The organism is Streptomyces minutiscleroticus (genome assembly GCF_014650875.1).
Lineage (GTDB): Bacteria > Actinomycetota > Actinomycetes > Streptomycetales > Streptomycetaceae > Streptomyces > Streptomyces minutiscleroticus.
This window is the reverse complement of sequence record NZ_BMVU01000034.1, coordinates 1-19,683: the sequence shown is the minus strand read 5'-3', so window position 1 is coordinate 19,683 and position 19,683 is coordinate 1. Positions and strand designations below refer to the sequence as shown.

Below are 19,683 nucleotides of genomic sequence, written 5' to 3'. Positions count from 1 at the left end.
TGGTTGGCGTGCATCGGATGGTGCGCGAACGCGCCGGACCGCGACGGCCGGACCCTCAGCCCGTGACCACCAGGCCGACGATCTCGTCGTCCGAGAACCAGACGCGTACGTCGGGCCGTCCTCCCGCGAAGGCGGTGTGCACCGCCTGGCGGATGCCGGGGGACGGGTTGTTCAGATTCCGCCAGTCGCCGGCCACGAACAGCCGGATCCTGGGCGGAAGCTCACGCGGATAAGGCAGCAGTTCGTCCCAGAACCGCTCGGCCTGGCCGGAGCCGACCGCCTGGGGCAGCAACTGGGTGACCGCGGCCTTGATGTCGGGCCGGTTGCCGATCCGCTGCGACGCGGGCCGGTCAGGCGCGTCCTGCTGCGGCGAGCCCGTGGCCCGCAGTACCGCGCGAGCGCGTTCCGGGGACATCGGCTCCTGGCCGGCCGCCTTGAGCATGCCCTGCAGCGCGGCCAGTGCGCCGACCACCACCGGGGAGGCGGAGGAGGTTCCCGAGAACGTGTCCGTGTACCAGGCGATCTCCTCGGCCCCGCCCTGCAGGTCGCCGGGCCGGTCCCAGGAGCCGCCGGTGGTCGTGACCTCCCGGCCCCAGCCCTGCGCGTCCACGCGCGACCCGTAGTTGGAGAACGCCAGGCGCGAGCGGTCGGGGCCGTGGTCGCGGCCGTGCGTCCCCGGAGGCGGGGCGCCGGCTCCGACCAGGACCGCGCCGGAGGACTGGTTGGAGGGGTTGAAGGGGTTGCGCCACCACTCCGGGAACTCGTCGGGGCGGCGCTCGTACACGGCGTCGTCGAGCGACTCGGCGCCGTTGCCCGCGGCCGCGACCACGAGGACGCCCTTGGCGGTCGCGTACCGCACGGCCGCGAAGACGTCGGGCCACCACTCGAGCGGGATGTAACCGCGCTGGTCCTCGCGCTGCTCGTAGTCGAAGCGCGGACCGGGGGCGTGCATCTGGACCAGGACGACGTCCCCGGGGCTCAGCCGCTCGGCCGCGGCGTGGATCGCGGCCGCGGGGCCGATGCCCTGCACGGAGGCGGTCGCCGTGACCGCGTCCGGGACGATGCCCGTGATCCCGTAGTCGCTGCGGTCGCCGCCGAGCACGCCGAGGGAGGCGGTGCCGTGGTTGCGCCAGGCCATGTCCTGGACCGGGGTGCCCGCGACGACGCCCGCGAGCTTGCCGGCCAGGTCCTCGTGGCCCAGCTGCCAGGCGCCCTCCACGTCGATCACGGTGACGCCCTGGCCGCTCCCGCCGGGCCGCTGCCAGGCCCAGTGGGCGTCCACCCCTTCGGGCGCGGCCCGCAGATAGCCCTGGCGGCCGCTGAAGTCGGGCGTGACCGGAGTGCCCTCCTTGCGCTCGCGCCCGCCGTCGCCGTTGCTCTGCCCGAACGGACCCACCGCGCTCTGGCCGAAGGGGCCCACCGAGGCGGGCACCGCGCCGGGCTTCACGTAGGCGGTGTCGATCTCCGGCAGCGCCGCGATCCGCGAGCGCAGCTCCTGGGCGCGGCTCTCTACGCCGCGGACCCGGTAGAACAGTGCCAGGTCGGGCACCGACCCGGCGCCGGGCACCTGCGGCCCGGACTGGAGCCGCTCCTCGCTGCCGAACAGAGGTTCGAGACGGAGCTGCTCGTCGCTGAGGAACATGTCGAGGGCCGACACGTCGGCGCCGGACGCCGAACGGACCCCCTCGGCCCCCGCGCGCAGCCGGGCCTCGGCCCGTGCCACGACGATGAGCTCCTCCTCGGCTCCTCGGTAGGTGAACCCCGCTCCTTCGGGCCCCGGTCCGGACGTTCCCGGACCCTGTGCCGGCTGTACCTGGTCGCTCATCGCGTACCGCTCCCTTCGGTCCGTGCGAGTGCGTGTGCTGAGGACGGGCTCGAAAACGTACGGCGGAACCAGGAACGAAACGGTGGGGCATGGTCGTATACGGGTGCTGGTACGGGCGTTGAACACCGGTATTGGAACAGGTACTGGAAGGGGTCGCTCTATTGCTGTCCCGTTTCGCCGGACCGCGCCTTCGGGGCACACCCTGCTACGCCCGGGCCCGCTCGTCCACCCCCGAGTGCGCCAACTGCGTTTGAAAACAAGTTGAAGAGGGAACGCCGTTCATTCCGTCCGGAAAACGATGTCACGCCGCAATCGGGCCAAAGGGCGTGAGGCCCCTGTCATGGGACGGGATGCGAGCGCCCGGGGGACGCCGCGGACGGCCCGGCCGCATGCGCGCAGGCAGACGCCGCGCGTACCGCTCCTGCGCACGCCCTGGGCGCTTCCCATGCAGGCCGGCGGGGGTCGCCGCGGCCCCCGCGGGCGCCCGCCACAGGCCGGGGCGAGGCGGCAGGGCGAGGCGGCAGCGGGGCGCCCTGTCACCGGCGTTCGGCATGTGGCGGTCGGGGTCCGGCGGCTGGCGCCCGGCGGCCGGCACGGAAGCGCGGGCGCGGCTCCGGCACGGTGGCACGGAGACGAGGGGCGGCGCACACCAGGTGTGCGCCGCCCCTCGGCGGTCAGTCCTCCGACGAGTCCTCCGGACCCGTGTCGTCCCCGCTCTCGGGGGACCCGGGGCTCTCGGAGGGCTCCTCGGGGCCCTCGGGCGTCCCGGGCCGCTGCGGCCGCGGCGGACGGGGCCGCCCGCCCGGGCCGTCCCGCAGGTACGGGGCGTCGCCGCCCTCGACGGCGTGACCGCCGGGCGACGGGGCCGACGGCCCGGTGCCGCCGTCCCGCCTGCGCAGGTACCGCTCGAACTCGCGGGCGATCGCCTCGCCGGACGCCTCCGGCAGCTCGGCGGTGTCCCGCGCCTCCTCCAGCGTCTGCACGTACTCCGCGACCTCGCTGTCCTCGGCCGCCAGCTGGTCCACGCCCAGCTGCCAGGCCCGCGCGTCCTCGGGCAGCTCGCCCAGCGGGATGCGCAGGTCGATCAGGTCCTCCAGGCGGTTGAGCAGCGCCAGGGTGGCCTTCGGGTTCGGCGGCTGCGACACGTAGTGCGGCACGGCCGCCCACAGCGACACCGCCGGTACGCCCGCGTGCGTGCAGGCCTCCTGGAGGATGCCGACGATGCCCGTGGGGCCCTCGTACTTGGTCTCCTCCAGGTCCATCGTGCGGGCCAGGTCCGGATCGGAGGTGATCCCGCTGACCGGGACCGGGCGCGTGTGCGGGGTGTCGCCGAGCAGCGCGCCCAGGATCACCACCAGCTCCACGCCCAGCTCGTGGGCGAAGCCCAGCAGCTCGTTGCAGAACGACCGCCAGCGCATGGACGGCTCGATGCCCCTGACCAGCACCAGGTCGCGCGGCTTCTCCCCGCCCACGCGGACCACCGAGAGCCGGGTCGTCGGCCAGGTGATCTTGCGTACGCCGTTGTCCAGCCACACGGTGGGGCGGTTGACCTGGAAGTCGTAGTAGTCCTCGGCGTCGAGCGCCGCGAACACCTCGCCCTTCCACTCCCTGTCCAGATGCGCGACCGCGGTGGAGGCGGCGTCGCCGGCATCGTTCCAGCCCTCGAACGCGGCCACCATGACCGGGTCGATCAGCTCGGGAACCCCCTCGAGCTCGATCACCCAGCGCCTCCTTCCGACGTGCCCTCGCGTACGCCCCAACCTTACGGCGTGCGGCGGGGGCGCCCGCAGCCCCCGTGCACGGGGGAGTGAACGGATCACTGCCCCGTGCGAAGCGCCCGAACACGTACCGGCGGCACTCCGTGCCGCCCCGCGGTCCTGCGCACCGTCCGCGGCCGCCCCGTCCGGCTCCCCGGACGGGGTTCGGGGAGCCGCCCCAGACATCCGATCACTCGGGACGCCGTACGGCTCACCCGCACGGTCGCCGGGCGGTCTCCCGGAGGGTTTTCCACGCAGCTCTCAGAAGGCCGTGCGCGGCCACCGCTCCGTGCCCGCGAGGTGCGCCGCGGCCCAGGAGCGGGCCGCCTCGGCGTCGCGGTCGCGCAGGGCCGCGAGGATCGCCCGGTGCTCGTACAGCGCGCGGGCGACCTCGTCCCGGTGCGCGGGGCCGCCCTCCGCGCGGGCCCGGACCGTCGCGCCGGACACCCCTTCGAGCAGGGAGCACAGCACCGAGTTGCCCGCGGACCGGGCGATGCCGCGGTGGAACTCCGCGTCGCAGGCGGCCAGCCGCCGGGCGGACGGCTCGTCGCCCAGCCCGTCCAGCAGGGCCGCCAGCTCCGCCAGCCGCTCCTCGCCGATACGGACGGCGGCCATCGCCGTGGCCGCCGGCTCCAGGACGCGGCGCACGGCCAGGAACTCCGGGACCGAGTCGGCGCGGCGGAAGGCGACCGCGAAGCCCAGCGGCTCCAGCAGCAGACCGGGGTCGAGGCTGGTGACGTAGGTGCCGTCGCCGTGCCGCACGTCCAGGACGCGGACCAGGGCCAGGGCGCGCACCGCCTCGCGCAGCGAGCTGCGGGACAGCCCCAGGGCCGCGGCGAGCTCGCTCTCCCTGGGCAGCCGGTCGCCGGGCCGCAGCGCGCCGGAGACGATCATTTCCTTGATCTTCTCGATCGCCTCGTCGGTGACCGCCATCGCGGGCTCCCCCTCCGGTCGCCGCACAGACCCGACGGCCCATTATGCGGCCCGGGGCGGGCGGCGGAGCGGTGATCGCGGGAGGGGGCGGGGGAGCGCGGTCCGGCGCCCGCGGTCCCGGACGGCCGCGAGGGGCGGCCCCCGCCGGCGGGGAGACCGGTGGGAGCCGCCCCTCGCGGGCGGTGCGGGTGTGCGGCGGGACCGCTTCCCGCCGGGCGTGGGCCTACTTCCTGTCGAGCAGGTCCTGCACCTTGCCGCGCACCTCGTCGGTGGCCAGGCCGCGGATCGTCAGCGTGGTCCGGCGGCGCAGCACGTCGTCCGCCGTCTCGGCCCACTCGTGGTCGCGGGCCCAGACGACCTGCGCCCAGATCTCCGGGGCGTCCGGGTGGACGCGCTCGCCCAGCTCCGGGTCCTCGTTGGCCAGGCGGGCGATGTCGAACGCCAGCGAGCCGTAGTGCGTCGCCAGGTGCCTCGCGGTGTCCGGTGCCATGCGCGGGCCCGGGGCCGGGCCGTCGACCAGCAGCCGGTGGGCGACCGCGCGCGGGTTGGCGACACCCGGCAGCGGCAGCTTCTTCGGCAGCGCGGAGACGGGCTCGAAGTCCTCGCCGAGCGGCCGGCCCGGCAGGGCCTCCAGCTTCTTCATGACCGTGCGGCCGATGTGGCGGAACGTCGTCCACTTGCCGCCCGCCACGGACAGCATGCCGCCGGTGCCCTCGGTGACGACCGTCTCGCGCTTGGCCTTGGAGGTGTCGCCCGGGCCGCCGGGCAGCACCCGCAGACCGGCGAAGGCGTACGTGATCAGGTCGCGGTTGAGCTGCTGGTCGCGGACGGAGAAGGCGGCCTCGTCCAGGATCTGGGCGATGTCCTTCTCGTTGACCGCGACGTCCGCCGGGTCGCCCTCGTACTCCTCGTCGGTCGTGCCGAGCAGCAGCATGTCCTCCCAGGGCAGGGCGAACGTGATGCGGTACTTGTCGATCGGCGTGGCCAGCGCGGCCTTCCACGGGGAGGTGCGCTTGAGGACCAGGTGCGCGCCCTTGGACAGGCGGATGGACGGCGCCGCGTCCGGGTTCTCCATCCGGCGCAGGTGGTCCACCCACGGGCCGGTCGCGTTCAGCACAAGGCGGGCGTTCACGCCGAACTCGTCGCCGGACAGGCCGTCCCTGAGGTCCGCGCCCGTGACCCGGCCGCGGGTGAAGCGCAGCCCGGTCACCTCGGCGTGGTTGAGCACGACCGCGCCGGAGTCGACGGCCGCGCGGACCGTCATCAGCGCCATCCGGGCGTCGTTCATCTGGTCGTCGCCGTACACCGCGACGGCCTTGAGGTTCTCCGTGCGCAGCTCCGGCACGTCCTGCTGGGCCTTGGCGGGCGACAGCAGGTGGCCGACGCCGTCGCCGAAGGCGGACAGCGCGGAGTAGGCGAACACGCCGGCGCCGAGCTTCGCCGCGCCGTGCGGGCCGCCCTTGTACACGGGCAGGTAGAAGGTGAGCGGGTTCGCCAGGTGGGGCGCCACCTGGCGGGAGACGGCACGGCGCTCGAAGTGGTTCTCCGCCACCAGCTTCACCGCGCCGGTCTGCAGGTAGCGCAGGCCGCCGTGGAGCAGCTTGGAGGAGGCCGACGAGGTGGCGCCGGCGAAGTCACCGGCGTCGACCAGGGCCACCCGCAGCCCGGACTGCGCGGCGTGCCAGGCGGTGGAGATGCCCAGGATGCCGCCGCCGATCACGAGGAGGTCGTACGTCGCCTTGGAGAGCTGCTCCCGGGTCTCGGCCCGGCTCGGGAGGGAGCCGGAGGCCGGGTGCGTACCGAGGGCAGGTACGGACTGCAGGGTGGACCGACTGGTCATGGGGGTGTTGCTCCTCGTCAGTTCTCGTCCTCGAGCCAGCCCATGGTCCGCTCCACGGCCTTGAGCCAGTTCTTGTACTCGCGGTCGCGGGTCTCCGCGGCCAGGTTGGGCGTCCACTCGGCGGCCCGGCGCCAGTTGGCGCGCAGGTCGTCGGTGCTGTTCCAGAAGCCGACGGCCAGGCCGGCGGCGTAGGCGGCGCCGAGGCAGGTCGTCTCGGCGACCATCGGGCGCACCACGGGTGCGTCCAGGAAGTCCGAGATGGTCTGCATCAGCAGGTTGTTCGAGGTCATGCCGCCGTCCACCTTGAGGGCGGTCAGTTCGACACCCGAGTCCTTGGTCATGGCGTCGCTGATCTCGCGGGTCTGCCAGGCCGTGGCCTCCAGGACGGCCCGCGCGATGTGCGCCTTCGTCACGTAGCGGGTCAGGCCGGCGATCACGCCGCGCGCGTCGGGGCGCCAGTACGGGGCGAACAGACCGGAGAACGCCGGGACGAAGTACGCCCCTCCATTGTCCTCCACCGACGAGGCGAGCGTCTCGATCTCGGCGGCGGTGCTGATCAGGCCCATCTGGTCGCGCATCCACTGCACCAGCGAACCGGTGACGGCGATGGAGCCCTCCAGGGCGTAGACCGGCTTCTGGTCGCCGATCCGGTAGCCCACGGTGGTCAGCAGGCCGCTGTAGCTGTTGATCACCCGGTCGCCGGTGTTCATCAGCATGAAGGTGCCGGTGCCGTACGTGGACTTGGCCTCGCCCTCGGAGAAGCAGGTCTGGCCGAACAGGGCCGCCTGCTGGTCGCCGAGCGCGGAGGCGACCGGGATGCCGCCCAGCAGCTCGCCCAGCGGGCCGCCGCTGATCTCGCCGTACACCTCGGCGGAGGAGCGGATCTCCGGCAGCATCTGCACGGGGACGCCGATGGAGTCGCAGATGCGCTCGTCCCACTCCATCTTGCGCAGGTTCATCAGCAGGGTGCGCGAGGCGTTGGTCACGTCCGTGACGTGCCGGCCGCCGTTCACGCCGCCCGTCAGGTTCCAGATGACCCAGGAGTCCATGGTGCCGAAGAGGATGTCGCCGGCCTCGGCGCGCTCTCTGAGGCCCTCCACGTTGTCCAGCAGCCAGCGCGCCTTCGGGCCCGCGAAGTAGGAGGCCAGGGGGAGGCCGGTCTCGCGGCGGAAGCGGTCCTGGCCGACGTTGCGGCCCAGCTCACGGCAGAGGGCGTCGGTACGGGTGTCCTGCCACACGATGGCGTTGTGGACGGGCTCACCGGTGTTCTTGTCCCACAGCAGCGTCGTCTCGCGCTGGTTGGTGATGCCGATGGCCTTGATGTCGTCGCGGGTGATGCCCGCCTTCTCGATCGCGCCGGCCACGACCTCTTGGACGTTGGTCCAGATCTCGGTGGCGTCGTGCTCGACCCAGCCCGGCTTGGGGAAGATCTGCTCGTGCTCCTTCTGGTCGACGGAGACGATGCGGCCGTCCCGGTCGAAGACGATGCAGCGGCTGGACGTGGTGCCCTGGTCGATGGCGGCGATGAAGGGGCCGGCGGTGTGGGCGTCGCTCACGGTGGTGCTCCCTGGCTCTCGGTGGCTCTCGGTGTCGTTCTCGGGCGTGGTGACGGCGGTCGGTCGGCGCGTCACTTGAAGGCGATGTTGTAGAGGCCTCCGGCGACGGCGCCGCCGATCAGCGGGCCCACGACCGGGACCCAGGCGTAGCCCCAGTCCGAGCCGCCCTTGTTCGGCAGCGGCAGCAGGCTGTGCACGATGCGCGGACCGAGGTCGCGGACCGGGTTGATGGCGTACCCGGTCGGACCGCCGAGCGAGAGGCCGATGCCCACGACCAGCAGTGCGGTCACCAGGGCGCCCAGCACCCCGAGGCCGTTGCCGTCGTCGTTCAGGCCCTGGGTCAGGATGCCGAGGACCAGCACCACGGTGGCGATGATCTCCGTGGCGAGGTTCTGCACGGCGTTGCGGATCTCCGGGCCGGTGGAGAAGACGCCGAGCACGGGGCCCGCCTTCGGCGCGGTCTCCTGGTCGACCAGGCCCTCCTCCAGCGGCTGCGCGGCGAGGATCTCGGGATCCGTCAGGTGGGCCCGGAACTGCCCGTAGTAGGTGATCCAGACCAGGAAGGCGCCGATCATCGCGCCGAGGAGCTGCGAGCCGAGGTAGAGCGGGACGTCGCTCCACTCGGTGCCGCCCTCGACGGCGAGGCCGATCGTGACCGCAGGGTTCAGGTGGGCGCCGGAGACACCGCCCGCGAGGTACGCGCCGGCCAGGACCGCGAAGCCCCAGCCGAACGTGATCGCGAGCCAGCCGGCGTTCTGCGCCTTCGAGCGCTTGAGAGTGACGGCGGCGCACACGCCACCGCCCAGCAGGATGAGCACGGCGGTACCGATGGTCTCGCCGATGAAGATGTCGGAGCTGGACACCCGCGACTCCTTTGTCCTTCGTCCAGGGAAAGGCGGACCCCGGATCCCTCCGGTGCCCGCGACCTCAGGGGGCGAGGTCGTTGCCGGCCCTGGCGTTGTCACACTCTAACGCTTATTGCCGGTAGGTGTTCGACAATGCCGACCGATGGACGGGAGTCTCGCTCCGCTGTGACCAGCGCGTCAAGGGTTCTGTTGTCGAAAGCACGATCGTTACGAGGGGGTGCGAACGGGACGTCGCGCGCACGCTGCCCACGGTGAGGGACGGGGTGCCTCGGAGGTGCTTCCCGGAGGTGGGGCCGGGTGTCCCGGCACGCCCGTGCACGTGCGGAGCACGCGCCTCCCGGCGGCTGAGCTGCGGGCGGGCGCGTACCCGCCGGGGCGGGTGTGCGGCGGGCGGGCCGGGAGGGCGTGCGGCGCCCGGCCTGGGAGGCGGACGGTCGCCGGGCCGGGAAGGTGTGCCGCGCGCGGGCCGGGCGGACACGCGGCGCCTGGGCCGGGGAGGCGTGCGGCGCCGGGCCGGGGAGGTGGACGGTGGGCGAACGGTGTTCGCGCGGCGCCCGAGCGGGAGGGTGCCCCGCGGGCGCCTCAGAACCGTCCCGCGCCCAGGTCCCGGGAGACCGCCCGGGCGCAGTCGCGGACCGACGCGATCAGCTCGGGGCGCACCTCGCCGTCCTTGCAGACCCGCTCGACCGCCCCCGTGATGCCCACCGCGCCGACCGGCATGCGCCGGCGGTCGTGGATGGGCGCGGCCAGCGAGGCGACGCCCGTCCAGGTCTCCTCGACGTCGGTGGCGTACCCGCGCGCCCGGGTCAGGTCCAGGACCTCCTCGAAGGCATCCGGCCCGCTGACGGTGCGCGGCGTGAACACCTTGCGCTCGGCCTCCAGCGCCTCGCTGTGCGCCACCGGGTCGTACGCCGCCAGGACCTTGCCGAGGGCCGTGGAGTGCAGCGGCTGCATGGCGCCGACCTCCAGGACCTGGCGGCTGTCGTCGGGCCGGAAGACGTGGTGCACGATCAGCACGCCCTGCTGGTGCAGGACCCCCAGGTAGACGCTCTCGCCGCTGGCACGGGCCAGGTCGTCGGTCCACACCAGGGCCCGCGCCCGCAGCTCGTGCACGTCCAGGTACGTGGTGCCGAGACGCAGCAGCTCCGCGCCCAGCTGGTACCGGCCCGACGCCGCGTCCTGCTCGACGAAGCCCTCCTGCTGGAGGGTGCGCAGTATGCCGTGGGCGGTGCCCTTGGCGAGGCCGAGCGAGGAGGCGATGTCCGACAGGCCGAGCCGTCGCTCACCGCCCGCGAGCAGGCGCAGCATCGCGGCCGCCCGTTCGAGCGACTGGATGTTCCGTGCCATCGCAGTCCCGCCTTTCGTCCTCTTCGACCGTCGACGCGCGGCTCCGTGCCGCCGTTCGACAATGCTGAACAGTATCGGTCGTTGCCGACCTGCCGCTAATACGCGGTCGCAACCGATGGCGGCATTCGACCCTCCGAGGGCGTGGCGCACGCCACGCCCCGTCCGGCCCGTGGACTGCCCCGCGGTCCCGTGCCGCTCCCGGCTACTCTGGCTGCGTGCGCCTCCTCCGGGAAGCCGCATAGCCGACAGCCGTCGCACTCCAGGGAGCTTCTTCATGGCCTCGTTGCCTACACCCTCCACCGACAGCCGGACCCGCGCCGCAGCGCTCCGTGAGGCGTTCGCCACCCGTGTGGTGGTCGCCGACGGGGCCATGGGCACGATGCTCCAGGCGCAGGACCCCACGCTCGAAGACTTCGAGAACCTCGAGGGCTGCAACGAGATCCTGAACCTCACCCGGCCCGACATCGTGCGCTCGGTGCACGAGGCGTACTTCGCCGTCGGCGTGGACTGCGTGGAGACCAACACCTTCGGCGCGAACTTCGCGGCCCTGGGCGAGTACGACATCGCCGACCGTGTGCACGAGCTGTCCGAGGCCGGCGCCCGCATCGCCCGCGAGGTGGCCGACGAGTTCGGCGCCCGGGACGGCCGGCAGCGCTGGGTGCTGGGCTCCATGGGCCCGGGGACCAAGCTGCCCACGCTGGGACACGCCCCGTACGTCAAGCTGCGCGACGCCTACCAGCAGAACGCCGAGGGCATGATCGCGGGCGGCGCCGACGCGCTGCTGGTGGAGACCACCCAGGACCTGCTGCAGACCAAGGCCGCCGTCCTGGGCGCCCGCCGTGCCCTGGAGGTCTCCGGCCTCGACCTGCCGGTGATCGTCTCCGTGACCGTCGAGACCACCGGCACGATGCTGCTGGGCTCCGAGATCGGCGCGGCGCTGACGGCGCTGGAGCCGCTGGGCATCGACATGATCGGCCTGAACTGCGCCACCGGCCCGGCCGAGATGAGCGAGCACCTGCGCCACCTGGCCCGCCACGCGCGCGTCCCGCTGTCCTGCATGCCCAACGCGGGCCTGCCGGTCCTCGGCAAGGACGGCGCCCACTACCCGCTGAGCGCGCCCGAGCTGGCCGACGCGCAGGAGACGTTCGTGCGCGAGTACGGCCTGTCCCTGGTGGGCGGCTGCTGCGGCACCACGCCCGAGCACCTGCGCCAGGTCGTGGAGCGGGTCCGCGACCTCACCCCCACCGAGCGCGAGCCCCGCCCGGAACCCGGTGCCGCCTCCCTCTACCAGGCGGTGCCCTTCCGGCAGGACACCTCGTACCTGGCGATCGGCGAGCGCACGAACGCCAACGGGTCGAAGAAGTTCCGCGAGGCCATGCTCCAGGGCCGCTGGGACGACTGCGTGGAGATGGCGCGCGAGCAGATCCGCGAGGGCGCGCACATGCTGGACCTGTGCGTGGACTACGTGGGCCGCGACGGGGTGGCCGACATGGAGGAGCTGGCCGGCCGCTTCGCCACCGCCTCCACGCTGCCGATCGTGCTGGACTCCACCGAGGTCGACGTCATCCGGGCGGGCCTGGAGAAGCTGGGCGGCCGCGCGGTGATCAACTCGGTGAACTACGAGGACGGCGACGGCCCCGACTCGCGGTTCGCGAAGGTCACGGCGCTGGCGCGGGAGCACGGCGCGGCGCTGATCGCGCTGACCATCGACGAGGAGGGCCAGGCCCGCACGCCCGAGAAGAAGGTCGAGATCGCCGAGCGGCTGATCGCCGACCTGACCGGGAACTGGGGCATCCGCGAGTCCGACATCCTCGTCGACACCCTGACCTTCACCATCTGCACCGGCCAGGAGGAGTCCCGCGGAGACGGCCTCGCCACCATCGAGGCCATCCGCGAGCTCAAGAAGCGCCACCCGGACGTGCAGACCACGCTGGGCCTGTCCAACATCTCCTTCGGCCTGAACCCGGCCGCGCGCATCCTGCTCAACTCCGTCTTCCTGGACGAGTGCGTCAAGGCCGGCCTGGACTCGGCGATCGTGCACGCCTCCAAGATTCTGCCCATCGCCCGCTTCGACGAGGAGCAGGTCACCACCGCCCTGGACCTGATCTACGACCGGCGCCGCGAGGGCTACGACCCGCTGCAGAAGCTCATGCAGCTGTTCGAGGGCGCCACCGCCAAGTCCCTGAAGGCGGGCAAGGCCGAGGAGCTGGCCGCGCTCCCTCTGGAGGAGCGGCTCAAGCGCCGCATCATCGACGGCGAGCGCAACGGCCTGGAGGCCGACCTGGACGAGGCCCTCACCGAGCGCCCGGCGCTGGACATCGTCAACGACACGCTGCTGGACGGCATGAAGGTCGTCGGCGACCTGTTCGGCTCCGGGCAGATGCAGCTGCCGTTCGTGCTGCAGTCCGCCGAGGTGATGAAGGCCGCGGTCGCCCACCTGGAGCCGCACATGGAGAAGTCCGACGCCGAGGGCAAGGGCACCATCGTGCTGGCCACCGTCCGCGGCGACGTGCACGACATCGGCAAGAACCTGGTCGACATCATCCTGTCCAACAACGGCTACAACGTCGTCAACCTCGGCATCAAGCAGCCCGTCTCCGCGATCCTGGAGGCCGCCGAGGAGCACCGGGCCGACGTCATCGGCATGTCCGGCCTGCTGGTGAAGTCCACGGTGATCATGAAGGAGAACCTGGAGGAGCTCAACCAGCGCGAACTGGCCGCCCGTTACCCGGTCATCCTCGGCGGCGCCGCGCTGACCCGCGCCTACGTCGAGCAGGACCTGCACGAGATCTACCAGGGCGAGGTCCGCTACGCCCGCGACGCCTTCGAGGGCCTGCGCCTGATGGACGCCCTCATCGCGGTCAAGCGCGGCGTGCCCGGCGCCGCCCTGCCCGAGCTCAGGCAGCGCCGCGTGCGCCCGGCGGCCCAGGCGGTCGTCGAGGAGCGGCCGGAGGAGGGCTCGGTGCGCTCCGACGTGGCCACCGACAACCCCGTCCCCGAGCCCCCGTTCTGGGGCACCCGCGTCGTCAAGGGCATCCAGCTCAAGGAGTACGCCTCCTGGCTGGACGAGGGCGCGCTGTTCAAGGGCCAGTGGGGCCTGAAGCAGGCCCGCACCGGCGACGGCCCCACCTACGAGGAGCTGGTGGAGAGCGAGGGCCGGCCCAGACTGCGCGGCCTGCTCGACCGCCTCCAGACCGACAACCTGCTCGAAGCGGCCGTCGTCCACGGCTACTTCCCGTGCGTCTCCAAGGACGACGACCTGATCCTGCTGGACGAGTCCGGCAACGAGCGCACCCGCTTCACCTTCCCGCGCCAGCGCCGCGGCCGCCGGCTGTGCCTGGCCGACTTCTTCCGCCCGGAGGAGTCCGGCGAGACCGACGTCGTCGGCCTGCAGGTCGTCACCATCGGCTCCCGCATCGGCGAGGAGACCGCCCGCCTGTTCGAGGGCAACGCCTACCGCGACTACCTCGAGCTGCACGGCCTGTCCGTGCAGCTGGCCGAGGCGCTCGCCGAGTACTGGCACGCCCGGGTCCGCGCCGAGCTGGGCTTCGCGGGCGAGGACCCGGCCGCGATGGAGGACATGTTCGCGCTGAAGTACCGCGGCGCCCGCTTCTCCCTCGGCTACGGTGCCTGCCCCGACCTGGAGGACCGCGCCAAGATCGCCGAACTGCTGCGGCCCGAGCGCATCGGCGTCCACCTCTCCGAGGAGTTCCAGCTCCACCCCGAGCAGTCCACCGACGCCATCGTCATCCACCACCCCGAAGCCAAGTACTTCAACGCCCGCTGAGGCCGCACGGTCCCGGACAGCCCCGGCCGGAACCCCGGCCGGGGCCCGGGTCCACCCGCCCGGAAGGCGCCATGACCCGCGGATGTGACGGACTTGTCAGGCATTTCCCGGAGAGGCGACGTACACTGGTCGGTCCCGTTCAGGCCGGTTCCCCCGCGGAGCCGGCCTCTTCGTCCCTTCTGGAGGTGCCCGGATGACCAGTACGGTTCCCGCACTCGGTGCCCTTCCCCATGCTCTCGACACCGTTCGAGCAGGGGAGATCCCACCGGCCCGGGGCTCCGCCCTGCAGGCCGTGCTCCTCGACATGGACGGCACCCTCGTGGACACCGAGGGGTTCTGGTGGGACGTCGAGGTCGAGGTGTTCGCCGCGCTGGGCCACACGCTCGACGACGCCTGGCGGCACGTGGTGGTCGGCGGCCCCATGACCCGCAGCGCGGGATTCCTCATCCAGGCCACCGGCTCCGACATCCCCCTCGCCGACCTGATGGCGCTGCTCAACACCGGCTTCGAGGAGCGCATCGGCCGGGACCTGCCGCTGATGCCGGGCGCCGCGAGACTGCTGGCCGAACTCGCCGCCCACCGGGTCCCCACGGCCCTGGTCTCCGCCTCGCACCGGCGCATCATCGACCGCGTCCTCACCTCGCTCGGCCCGCAGCACTTCACCCTGACCGTCGCCGGCGACGAGGTGGAGCGCACCAAGCCGCACCCCGACCCGTACCTGATCGCGGCCGCGGGCCTCGACGCGGACCCGGCCCGGTGCGCCGTCATCGAGGACACCGCCACCGGTGTCGCCGCCGCGGAGGCGGCCGGCTGCCACGTCGTCGCGGTGCCCTCCGTGGCACCCATCGCCCCGGCAGCCCGCCGCACGGTCGTGCCCTCGCTGGAAGAGGTCGATCTGCCCTTCCTGCACGGTCTGCTGAGCGAAGGTCAGACGCCGGCTCCTCACTCAGCGTGAGAGCGACCGGGGTCCGCGCGGACACGGGGGCCGTCCGGATACCCCCATTCCTCGCCGAATGGCCGAATCGCAGCGGCCTCTAACCGACTTGAGGGTGTGACGTTCCCCACGTGACAGGGGGTCGACAGCGCAGTCTTCCTGTGCTGTCGGCCCCCTTTTCGCGCGGCAGCGCGTGCCCTTGTGTCCTGTTTGGTAGAAGGCTGCGCCAATCCTTCCACTGTCTGGTTTTCGGTGCGTCCGCACCCGGTTTCGCAGTGTGACGGGACCTTCGTCGAGACCCCGGGGAAGGGGTGCGCCGAGGCGGACTAATCTCATCGCCAGAATCATCGCCGCAACCCCTGTGACCCCGCCCGCAACACCCCAGCATGTCGGGTTCGCGGGTTCGACAGCTCTGGAGAACTTCGAGCATGAACCGTAAGACTTTGGTGCTGCCGGCCGTGGTCGGCCTGCTCGCGCCGGTCCTCGTTGCGTGTGGCGGGTCCGATAGCGAGAGCAAGGGCGGCGAAGCCATCGTCGTCGGTACCACGGACCGGTTCACCGCCACGGCGGAGATGACGGCCCCGCTGGACCCGGCGTACACCTACGACATCGGCGGCTGGAACGTCCTGCGCCAGACGCTGCAGACGCTGATGACCATGCCGAACGGCGGTGGCGACCCCGAGCCCGAGGCCGCCGAGAAGTGCGGCTTCACCGACACCGGCAACGAGCGCTACGCCTGCACGCTGCGCAAGGGCCTCAAGTTCGCCAGCGGCAAGGCCATCACCGCCGCCGACGTGAAGTACTCGATCGACCGCGTGCTCGACATCGAGGCCGACACCGGCGTCTTCGCGCTGCTGTCCACCGTCGACACCGTGGAGACGCAGGGCGACCGCGAGGTGATCTTCCACCTCAACACCGCGGACGCGACCTTCCCCTTCAAGCTCTCCACGCCGGTCGCCGCCATCGTCAACTCCGAGGACTACGCCAAGGACAAGCTGCGCGACGGCTTCCAGATCGACGGCTCGGGCCCGTACACGATGGAGGCCGAGGTGAAGAACAACGAGCTGGTCAAGGCCGTCTTCACCAAGAACCCCAACTACAAGGGCACGCTGAAGGTCAAGAACGACAAGGTCGAGCTGCGCTCCTTCAAGAGCGACACCGCGATGGGCGCCGCCCTCGACAAGGGCGACATCGACCTGATGACCCGCACCATCTCGCCGGACCAGGTCAAGAAGTACCAGAACAACAACAGCTCGAACATCGACCTCGTCGAGCTCCCCGGCCTGGAGATCCGCTACATCGGCTTCAACACCGAGGCCGACACGGTCAAGGACAAGGCCGTCCGCCAGGCGGTCGCCCAGGTCATCAACCGCGGCGAGCTGACCTCCAAGGTCTACGGCTCGGCCGCCGACCCGCTGTACTCGATGGTCCCGGCCACCATCACCGGCCACGCCAACTCGTTCTTCAACAAGTACGGCGAGCCGAGCGCGTCCAAGGCCAAGGCGCTGCTGACCGAGGCGAACGTCTCCACGCCGGTGAAGTTCACCATGAACTACACCACCGACCACTACGGCTCGGCCACCAAGGAGGAGTTCGAGCTGCTCGCCAAGCAGCTCAACGACACCGGCCTGTTCGACGTGGACGTCAAGGGCGAGGAGTGGTCCACGTACCGCCCGGCCCAGCGTGAGAACAAGTTCGACGTCTACGGCATGGGCTGGTTCCCCGACTTCCCGGACGCCGAGACCTACATCACGCCGTTCCTGGACAAGGACAACACCATCGCCTCGCCGTACAACAACAGCGAGATCCGCGGCAAGCTGATCCCCGACTCCCGCCGCGAGGCCGACCGTCTGACGGCCGCCGAGGACTTCGACAAGATCCAGACCATCATCGCCGACGACGTGCCGCTGCTGCCGATCTGGCAGGGCAAGCAGTACCTCGCCGCCCGGGACGACATCACCGGCGCCGACTACGCGCTGAACTCCTCCTCCACGCTCCAGCTGTGGGAGCTGGGCCGGGGCGTCAGCGAGAACTGAGCCGGCCCTCGGGCCCGTAAGGAAGCGACACATCCGGTGGCCGGTCCCGCCCTTCGAGGCGGGGCCGGCCACCGGCGCGTCCGCCGCACCCGCGCCGCACCCGCCCTCACGGGAACGGACGGCACGCGCCACCGACACGGCCGAGGGCCCGCCTCCGCAAGGGAGGCGGGCCCTCGGCCGTCGGTCGTGAGCGTGCGGGGAGGAGGGCGCAGGCGCCTACTGCGCCCCCGGCCGCACCAGCCCGCTCTCGTACGCGTACACCGCCGCCTGCACGCGGTCGCGCAGGCCGAGCTTGGTCAGGACATGGCCCACATGGGTCTTCACGGTGGTCTCGCTGACGAACAGGTCGGCGGCGATCTCCGCGTTCGACAGCCCGCGCGCCACCAGCTTCAGGACCTCCACCTCGCGCTCGGTGAGCGTGTGCAGGGTGTCCGGCACCGGCTCGTCGCCCGAGGGAAGATGGTCGGCGTACTTGTCCAGGAGGCGGCGCGTGATGCTGGGCGCCAGCATCGCCTCGCCGGCCGCGACCACCCGGATCGCCTGCACCAGCTCGTTCGCCGGGGCGTCCTTCAGCAGGAAGCCGCTGGCGCCCGCGCGCAGCGCCTCCACCACGTACTCGTCCAGGTCGAAGGTGGTCAGCACCAGCACCTTCGCCGGACCGTCCCGGCCGGGGCCGGTGATCTGCCGGGTCGCCTCGACCCCGTCCATCCGCGGCATGCGGATGTCCATCAGCACCACATCGGGCTGCAGGGCACGCACCTGGTCGATGGCCTGGAGGCCGTCCCCGGCCTCACCGACGACCGCGATGTCCTGCTCGGCCTCCAGAATCATCCGGAACCCCGTGCGGAGCAGCGGCTGGTCGTCGACCAGTAGGACGCGGATGGCCACGTGAGTCTCCTTCGCTAGTCCCGCCCCATTCTGCCCTGTGCGGCGTCGTCCGCCCCGGCCGGGACCACAGGGAGCGGATAGGGCGGGGGAGTGCCCCCGAACTCGGGGCAGACCGCCTGGTGGTCGCACCAGCCGCACAGCTTCGTCGGCCGCGGCCGCCAGTCACCGGTCTCGGTCGCCGTCCGGATCGCGTCCCACAGCGCGAGCAGCTTGCGCTCCACTCGCTCCAAATCCGCCGGCACCGGGTCGTAGGTCAGGACGTCGCCGCTGCCCAGATAGACGAGCTGCAGGCGGCGCGGCACCACGCCCTTCAGCCGCCACACCACCAGGGCGTAGAACTTCATCTGGAACAGCGCGCCCTCCGCGTACTCGGGGCGCGGCGCCTTGCCCGTCTTGTAGTCGACGATGCGCACCTCCCCGGTGGGCGCCACGTCGACGCGGTCGATGATGCCGCGCAGCCGCAGCCCGGAGTCCAGCTCCGCCTCGACGAACAGCTCCCGCTCGGCCGGCTCCAGACGCGTGGGGTCCTCCAGGCCGAACCAGCGCTCCACCAGCCGCTCGGCCTCCGACAGCCAGCGCGCGAGCCGCTCGCCGTCCGGGTCGTCCGCGAACAGCTCGGCGACCTCCGGTCTCTTCTCGCGCAGCTGCTCCCACTGGCCGGGGATCAGGGACTTCGCGCGCGGCACCGTGCGGTCCGCGGCCGGGGCGTCGAAGAGTCTCTCCAGCACCGCGTGGACCAGCGTGCCGCGCGTGGCCGCCTCGCTCGGCTTCTCGGGCAGCTTGTCGATCACCCGGAACCGGTACAGCAGCGGGCACTGCATGAAGTCGCCGGCGCGCGAGGGGGACAGCGACGCCGGAGGCGAGGCCGTCACGGCGCCGCCCGACCCGGCCGAGGTGACGCCGTCGGTGCTGTTCTCCATGACCACAGACCTTACGGCCCGTCACTGACACGGCGGCACCGAACGCCCCGGACCGAGCGCCACGGCACGGGAAACAGAAGGGGTGCCGGAGCGGAACGCGCCGCCACGGCCGCATACCATCGACCCCGAAGACCGCTCGCCCGGCACGGCCGCGAGCGGGAGACGCGTCGAGCGAGGGGACATCGTGGACGAGAGCGGCGGGAGCGGGCAGCCGCGGTCCGGCACGGACGAGACCACCGGGCGCCCCGCGGCGCCGGACGCCGCCACCGCACGCCCGGACGGGCCCGACACGCGACCGCCCCCGGAGCGGCGGCCGGCGCCCGCCCCGACCCCGGACACGCCCACGGCAGCCCCCGACGGGCCGGACACCCGCCCGGCCGAGGGAAGGGACGACGCGGACGGCCCCCCGGACACCCCACCGGCGACGGAAGCCGCCGACGCCCCCGCGGCCCCGCCCGCCGACGCCCCCTCCGCCGCACCGGCCGGGAACGCGCCGAACCGTTCTTCCGGCACGGGAGCGGGGGACGACGCCGCGCACCGCCCATCGGACACTCCCGCCGAGGTCCCCGGTGACAGCCTCCCGGACACGCCGGCCGAGGGGGCCGGGGACGACTTCCCGCACACGCCTGCCGGGAGCACCGGGGGCGGCCTCCGGGGCACGCCGGCCGAGGGCGCCGTCAGCGGTCCCTCGCGCGCCCCGGCCGAGAGCACCGGGACCGGCCCCGCCGACGCGTCGGCCGAGGGCACCAGGGACGGCCTTCCGAGCGAGTCGGCTGAAGGCGCCGGAAGCGGCTCCGTGGGTGCACCGGCCGAAGGTACCGGGCGCGGCGCCCCCGTCGGCACGCCCCCCGGGGGTGCCGCGCCCCGCCCCGCCCCCGCCCCGCCCGGCGCCGGCCGGCCGGCGCCGGCCCCCCTCCGCGGCGAAGGCCACGCGGCCGGCCCCCGGCACGCGGGCGGCCACGCGGCCGGGCCCCACCGTGCGGGCGGCCGCCCG

The 19,683-nt window shown here is 72.6% G+C and carries 12 protein-coding genes; 3 read left to right on the top strand and 9 right to left on the bottom strand.

Annotated elements, in window-relative coordinates:
• Positions 1-55: 55 nt before the first annotated feature.
• The 7 genes from IE271_RS27225 to IE271_RS27195 all read right to left on the bottom strand — a co-directional run bounded on the left by IE271_RS27225 (position 56) and on the right by IE271_RS27195 (position 10,124).
• Positions 56-1,825, bottom strand: a complete 1,770-nt coding sequence (locus IE271_RS27225; RefSeq protein WP_190193091.1) for a S8 family peptidase — start codon at positions 1,823-1,825, stop codon at positions 56-58.
• A 674-nt stretch (positions 1,826-2,499) separates the two neighbouring features.
• Positions 2,500-3,546 carry a PAC2 family protein gene (locus tag IE271_RS27220; RefSeq protein ID WP_190193090.1) on the bottom strand — a complete coding sequence of 349 codons (1,047 nt, stop codon included), beginning with the start codon at positions 3,544-3,546 and terminating at the stop codon, positions 2,500-2,502.
• Positions 3,547-3,843: 297 nt separating this feature from the next.
• Positions 3,844-4,515, bottom strand: coding sequence for a FadR/GntR family transcriptional regulator (locus IE271_RS27215; RefSeq protein ID WP_190193089.1), 672 nt, complete (start codon positions 4,513-4,515; stop codon positions 3,844-3,846).
• Positions 4,516-4,738: 223 nt separating this feature from the next.
• Positions 4,739-6,355, bottom strand: a complete 1,617-nt coding sequence (locus tag IE271_RS27210; protein ID WP_190193088.1) for a glycerol-3-phosphate dehydrogenase/oxidase — start codon at positions 6,353-6,355, stop codon at positions 4,739-4,741.
• A 17-nt stretch (positions 6,356-6,372) separates the two neighbouring features.
• On the bottom strand, positions 6,373-7,911 hold the full coding sequence (gene glpK, locus IE271_RS27205) for a glycerol kinase GlpK (RefSeq protein ID WP_190193087.1): 1,539 nt from the start codon (positions 7,909-7,911) through the stop codon (positions 6,373-6,375).
• Between the two features lie 71 nt (positions 7,912-7,982).
• Positions 7,983-8,774 carry an MIP/aquaporin family protein gene (locus IE271_RS27200; protein WP_190193086.1) on the bottom strand — a complete coding sequence of 264 codons (792 nt, stop codon included), beginning with the start codon at positions 8,772-8,774 and terminating at the stop codon, positions 7,983-7,985.
• Between the two features lie 585 nt (positions 8,775-9,359).
• Complete coding sequence (locus tag IE271_RS27195) at positions 9,360-10,124, bottom strand: IclR family transcriptional regulator (protein WP_190193085.1); 765 nt, start codon at positions 10,122-10,124, stop codon at positions 9,360-9,362.
• A 274-nt stretch (positions 10,125-10,398) separates the two neighbouring features.
• Between IE271_RS27195 and metH the strand changes: the two genes are divergently transcribed.
• From metH to IE271_RS27180, 3 genes are all read left to right on the top strand, one after another.
• Positions 10,399-13,911 carry a methionine synthase gene (metH, locus tag IE271_RS27190; protein ID WP_190193084.1) on the top strand — a complete coding sequence of 1,171 codons (3,513 nt, stop codon included), beginning with the start codon at positions 10,399-10,401 and terminating at the stop codon, positions 13,909-13,911.
• A 193-nt stretch (positions 13,912-14,104) separates the two neighbouring features.
• Positions 14,105-14,866 (top strand): HAD family hydrolase, encoded by a 762-nt coding sequence (locus tag IE271_RS27185; RefSeq protein WP_190193083.1) that lies wholly within the window; start codon positions 14,105-14,107, stop codon positions 14,864-14,866.
• Between the two features lie 407 nt (positions 14,867-15,273).
• The gene (locus tag IE271_RS27180) at positions 15,274-16,881 is read left to right on the top strand and encodes an ABC transporter substrate-binding protein (protein WP_190193082.1); all 1,608 of its coding nucleotides are present in this window, start codon (positions 15,274-15,276) and stop codon (positions 16,879-16,881) included.
• A gap of 216 nt (positions 16,882-17,097) precedes the next feature.
• Here IE271_RS27180 and IE271_RS27175 read toward each other — a convergent pair whose 3' ends face one another.
• Both IE271_RS27175 and IE271_RS27170 read right to left on the bottom strand, forming a co-directional pair.
• Entirely contained in the window at positions 17,098-17,769 is a 672-nt protein-coding gene (locus tag IE271_RS27175) for a response regulator (protein ID WP_190193081.1), read from the bottom strand.
• Positions 17,770-17,783: 14 nt separating this feature from the next.
• Entirely contained in the window at positions 17,784-18,689 is a 906-nt protein-coding gene (locus tag IE271_RS27170) for a RecB family exonuclease (protein WP_190193080.1), read from the bottom strand.
• Positions 18,690-19,683 lie beyond the last annotated feature (994 nt).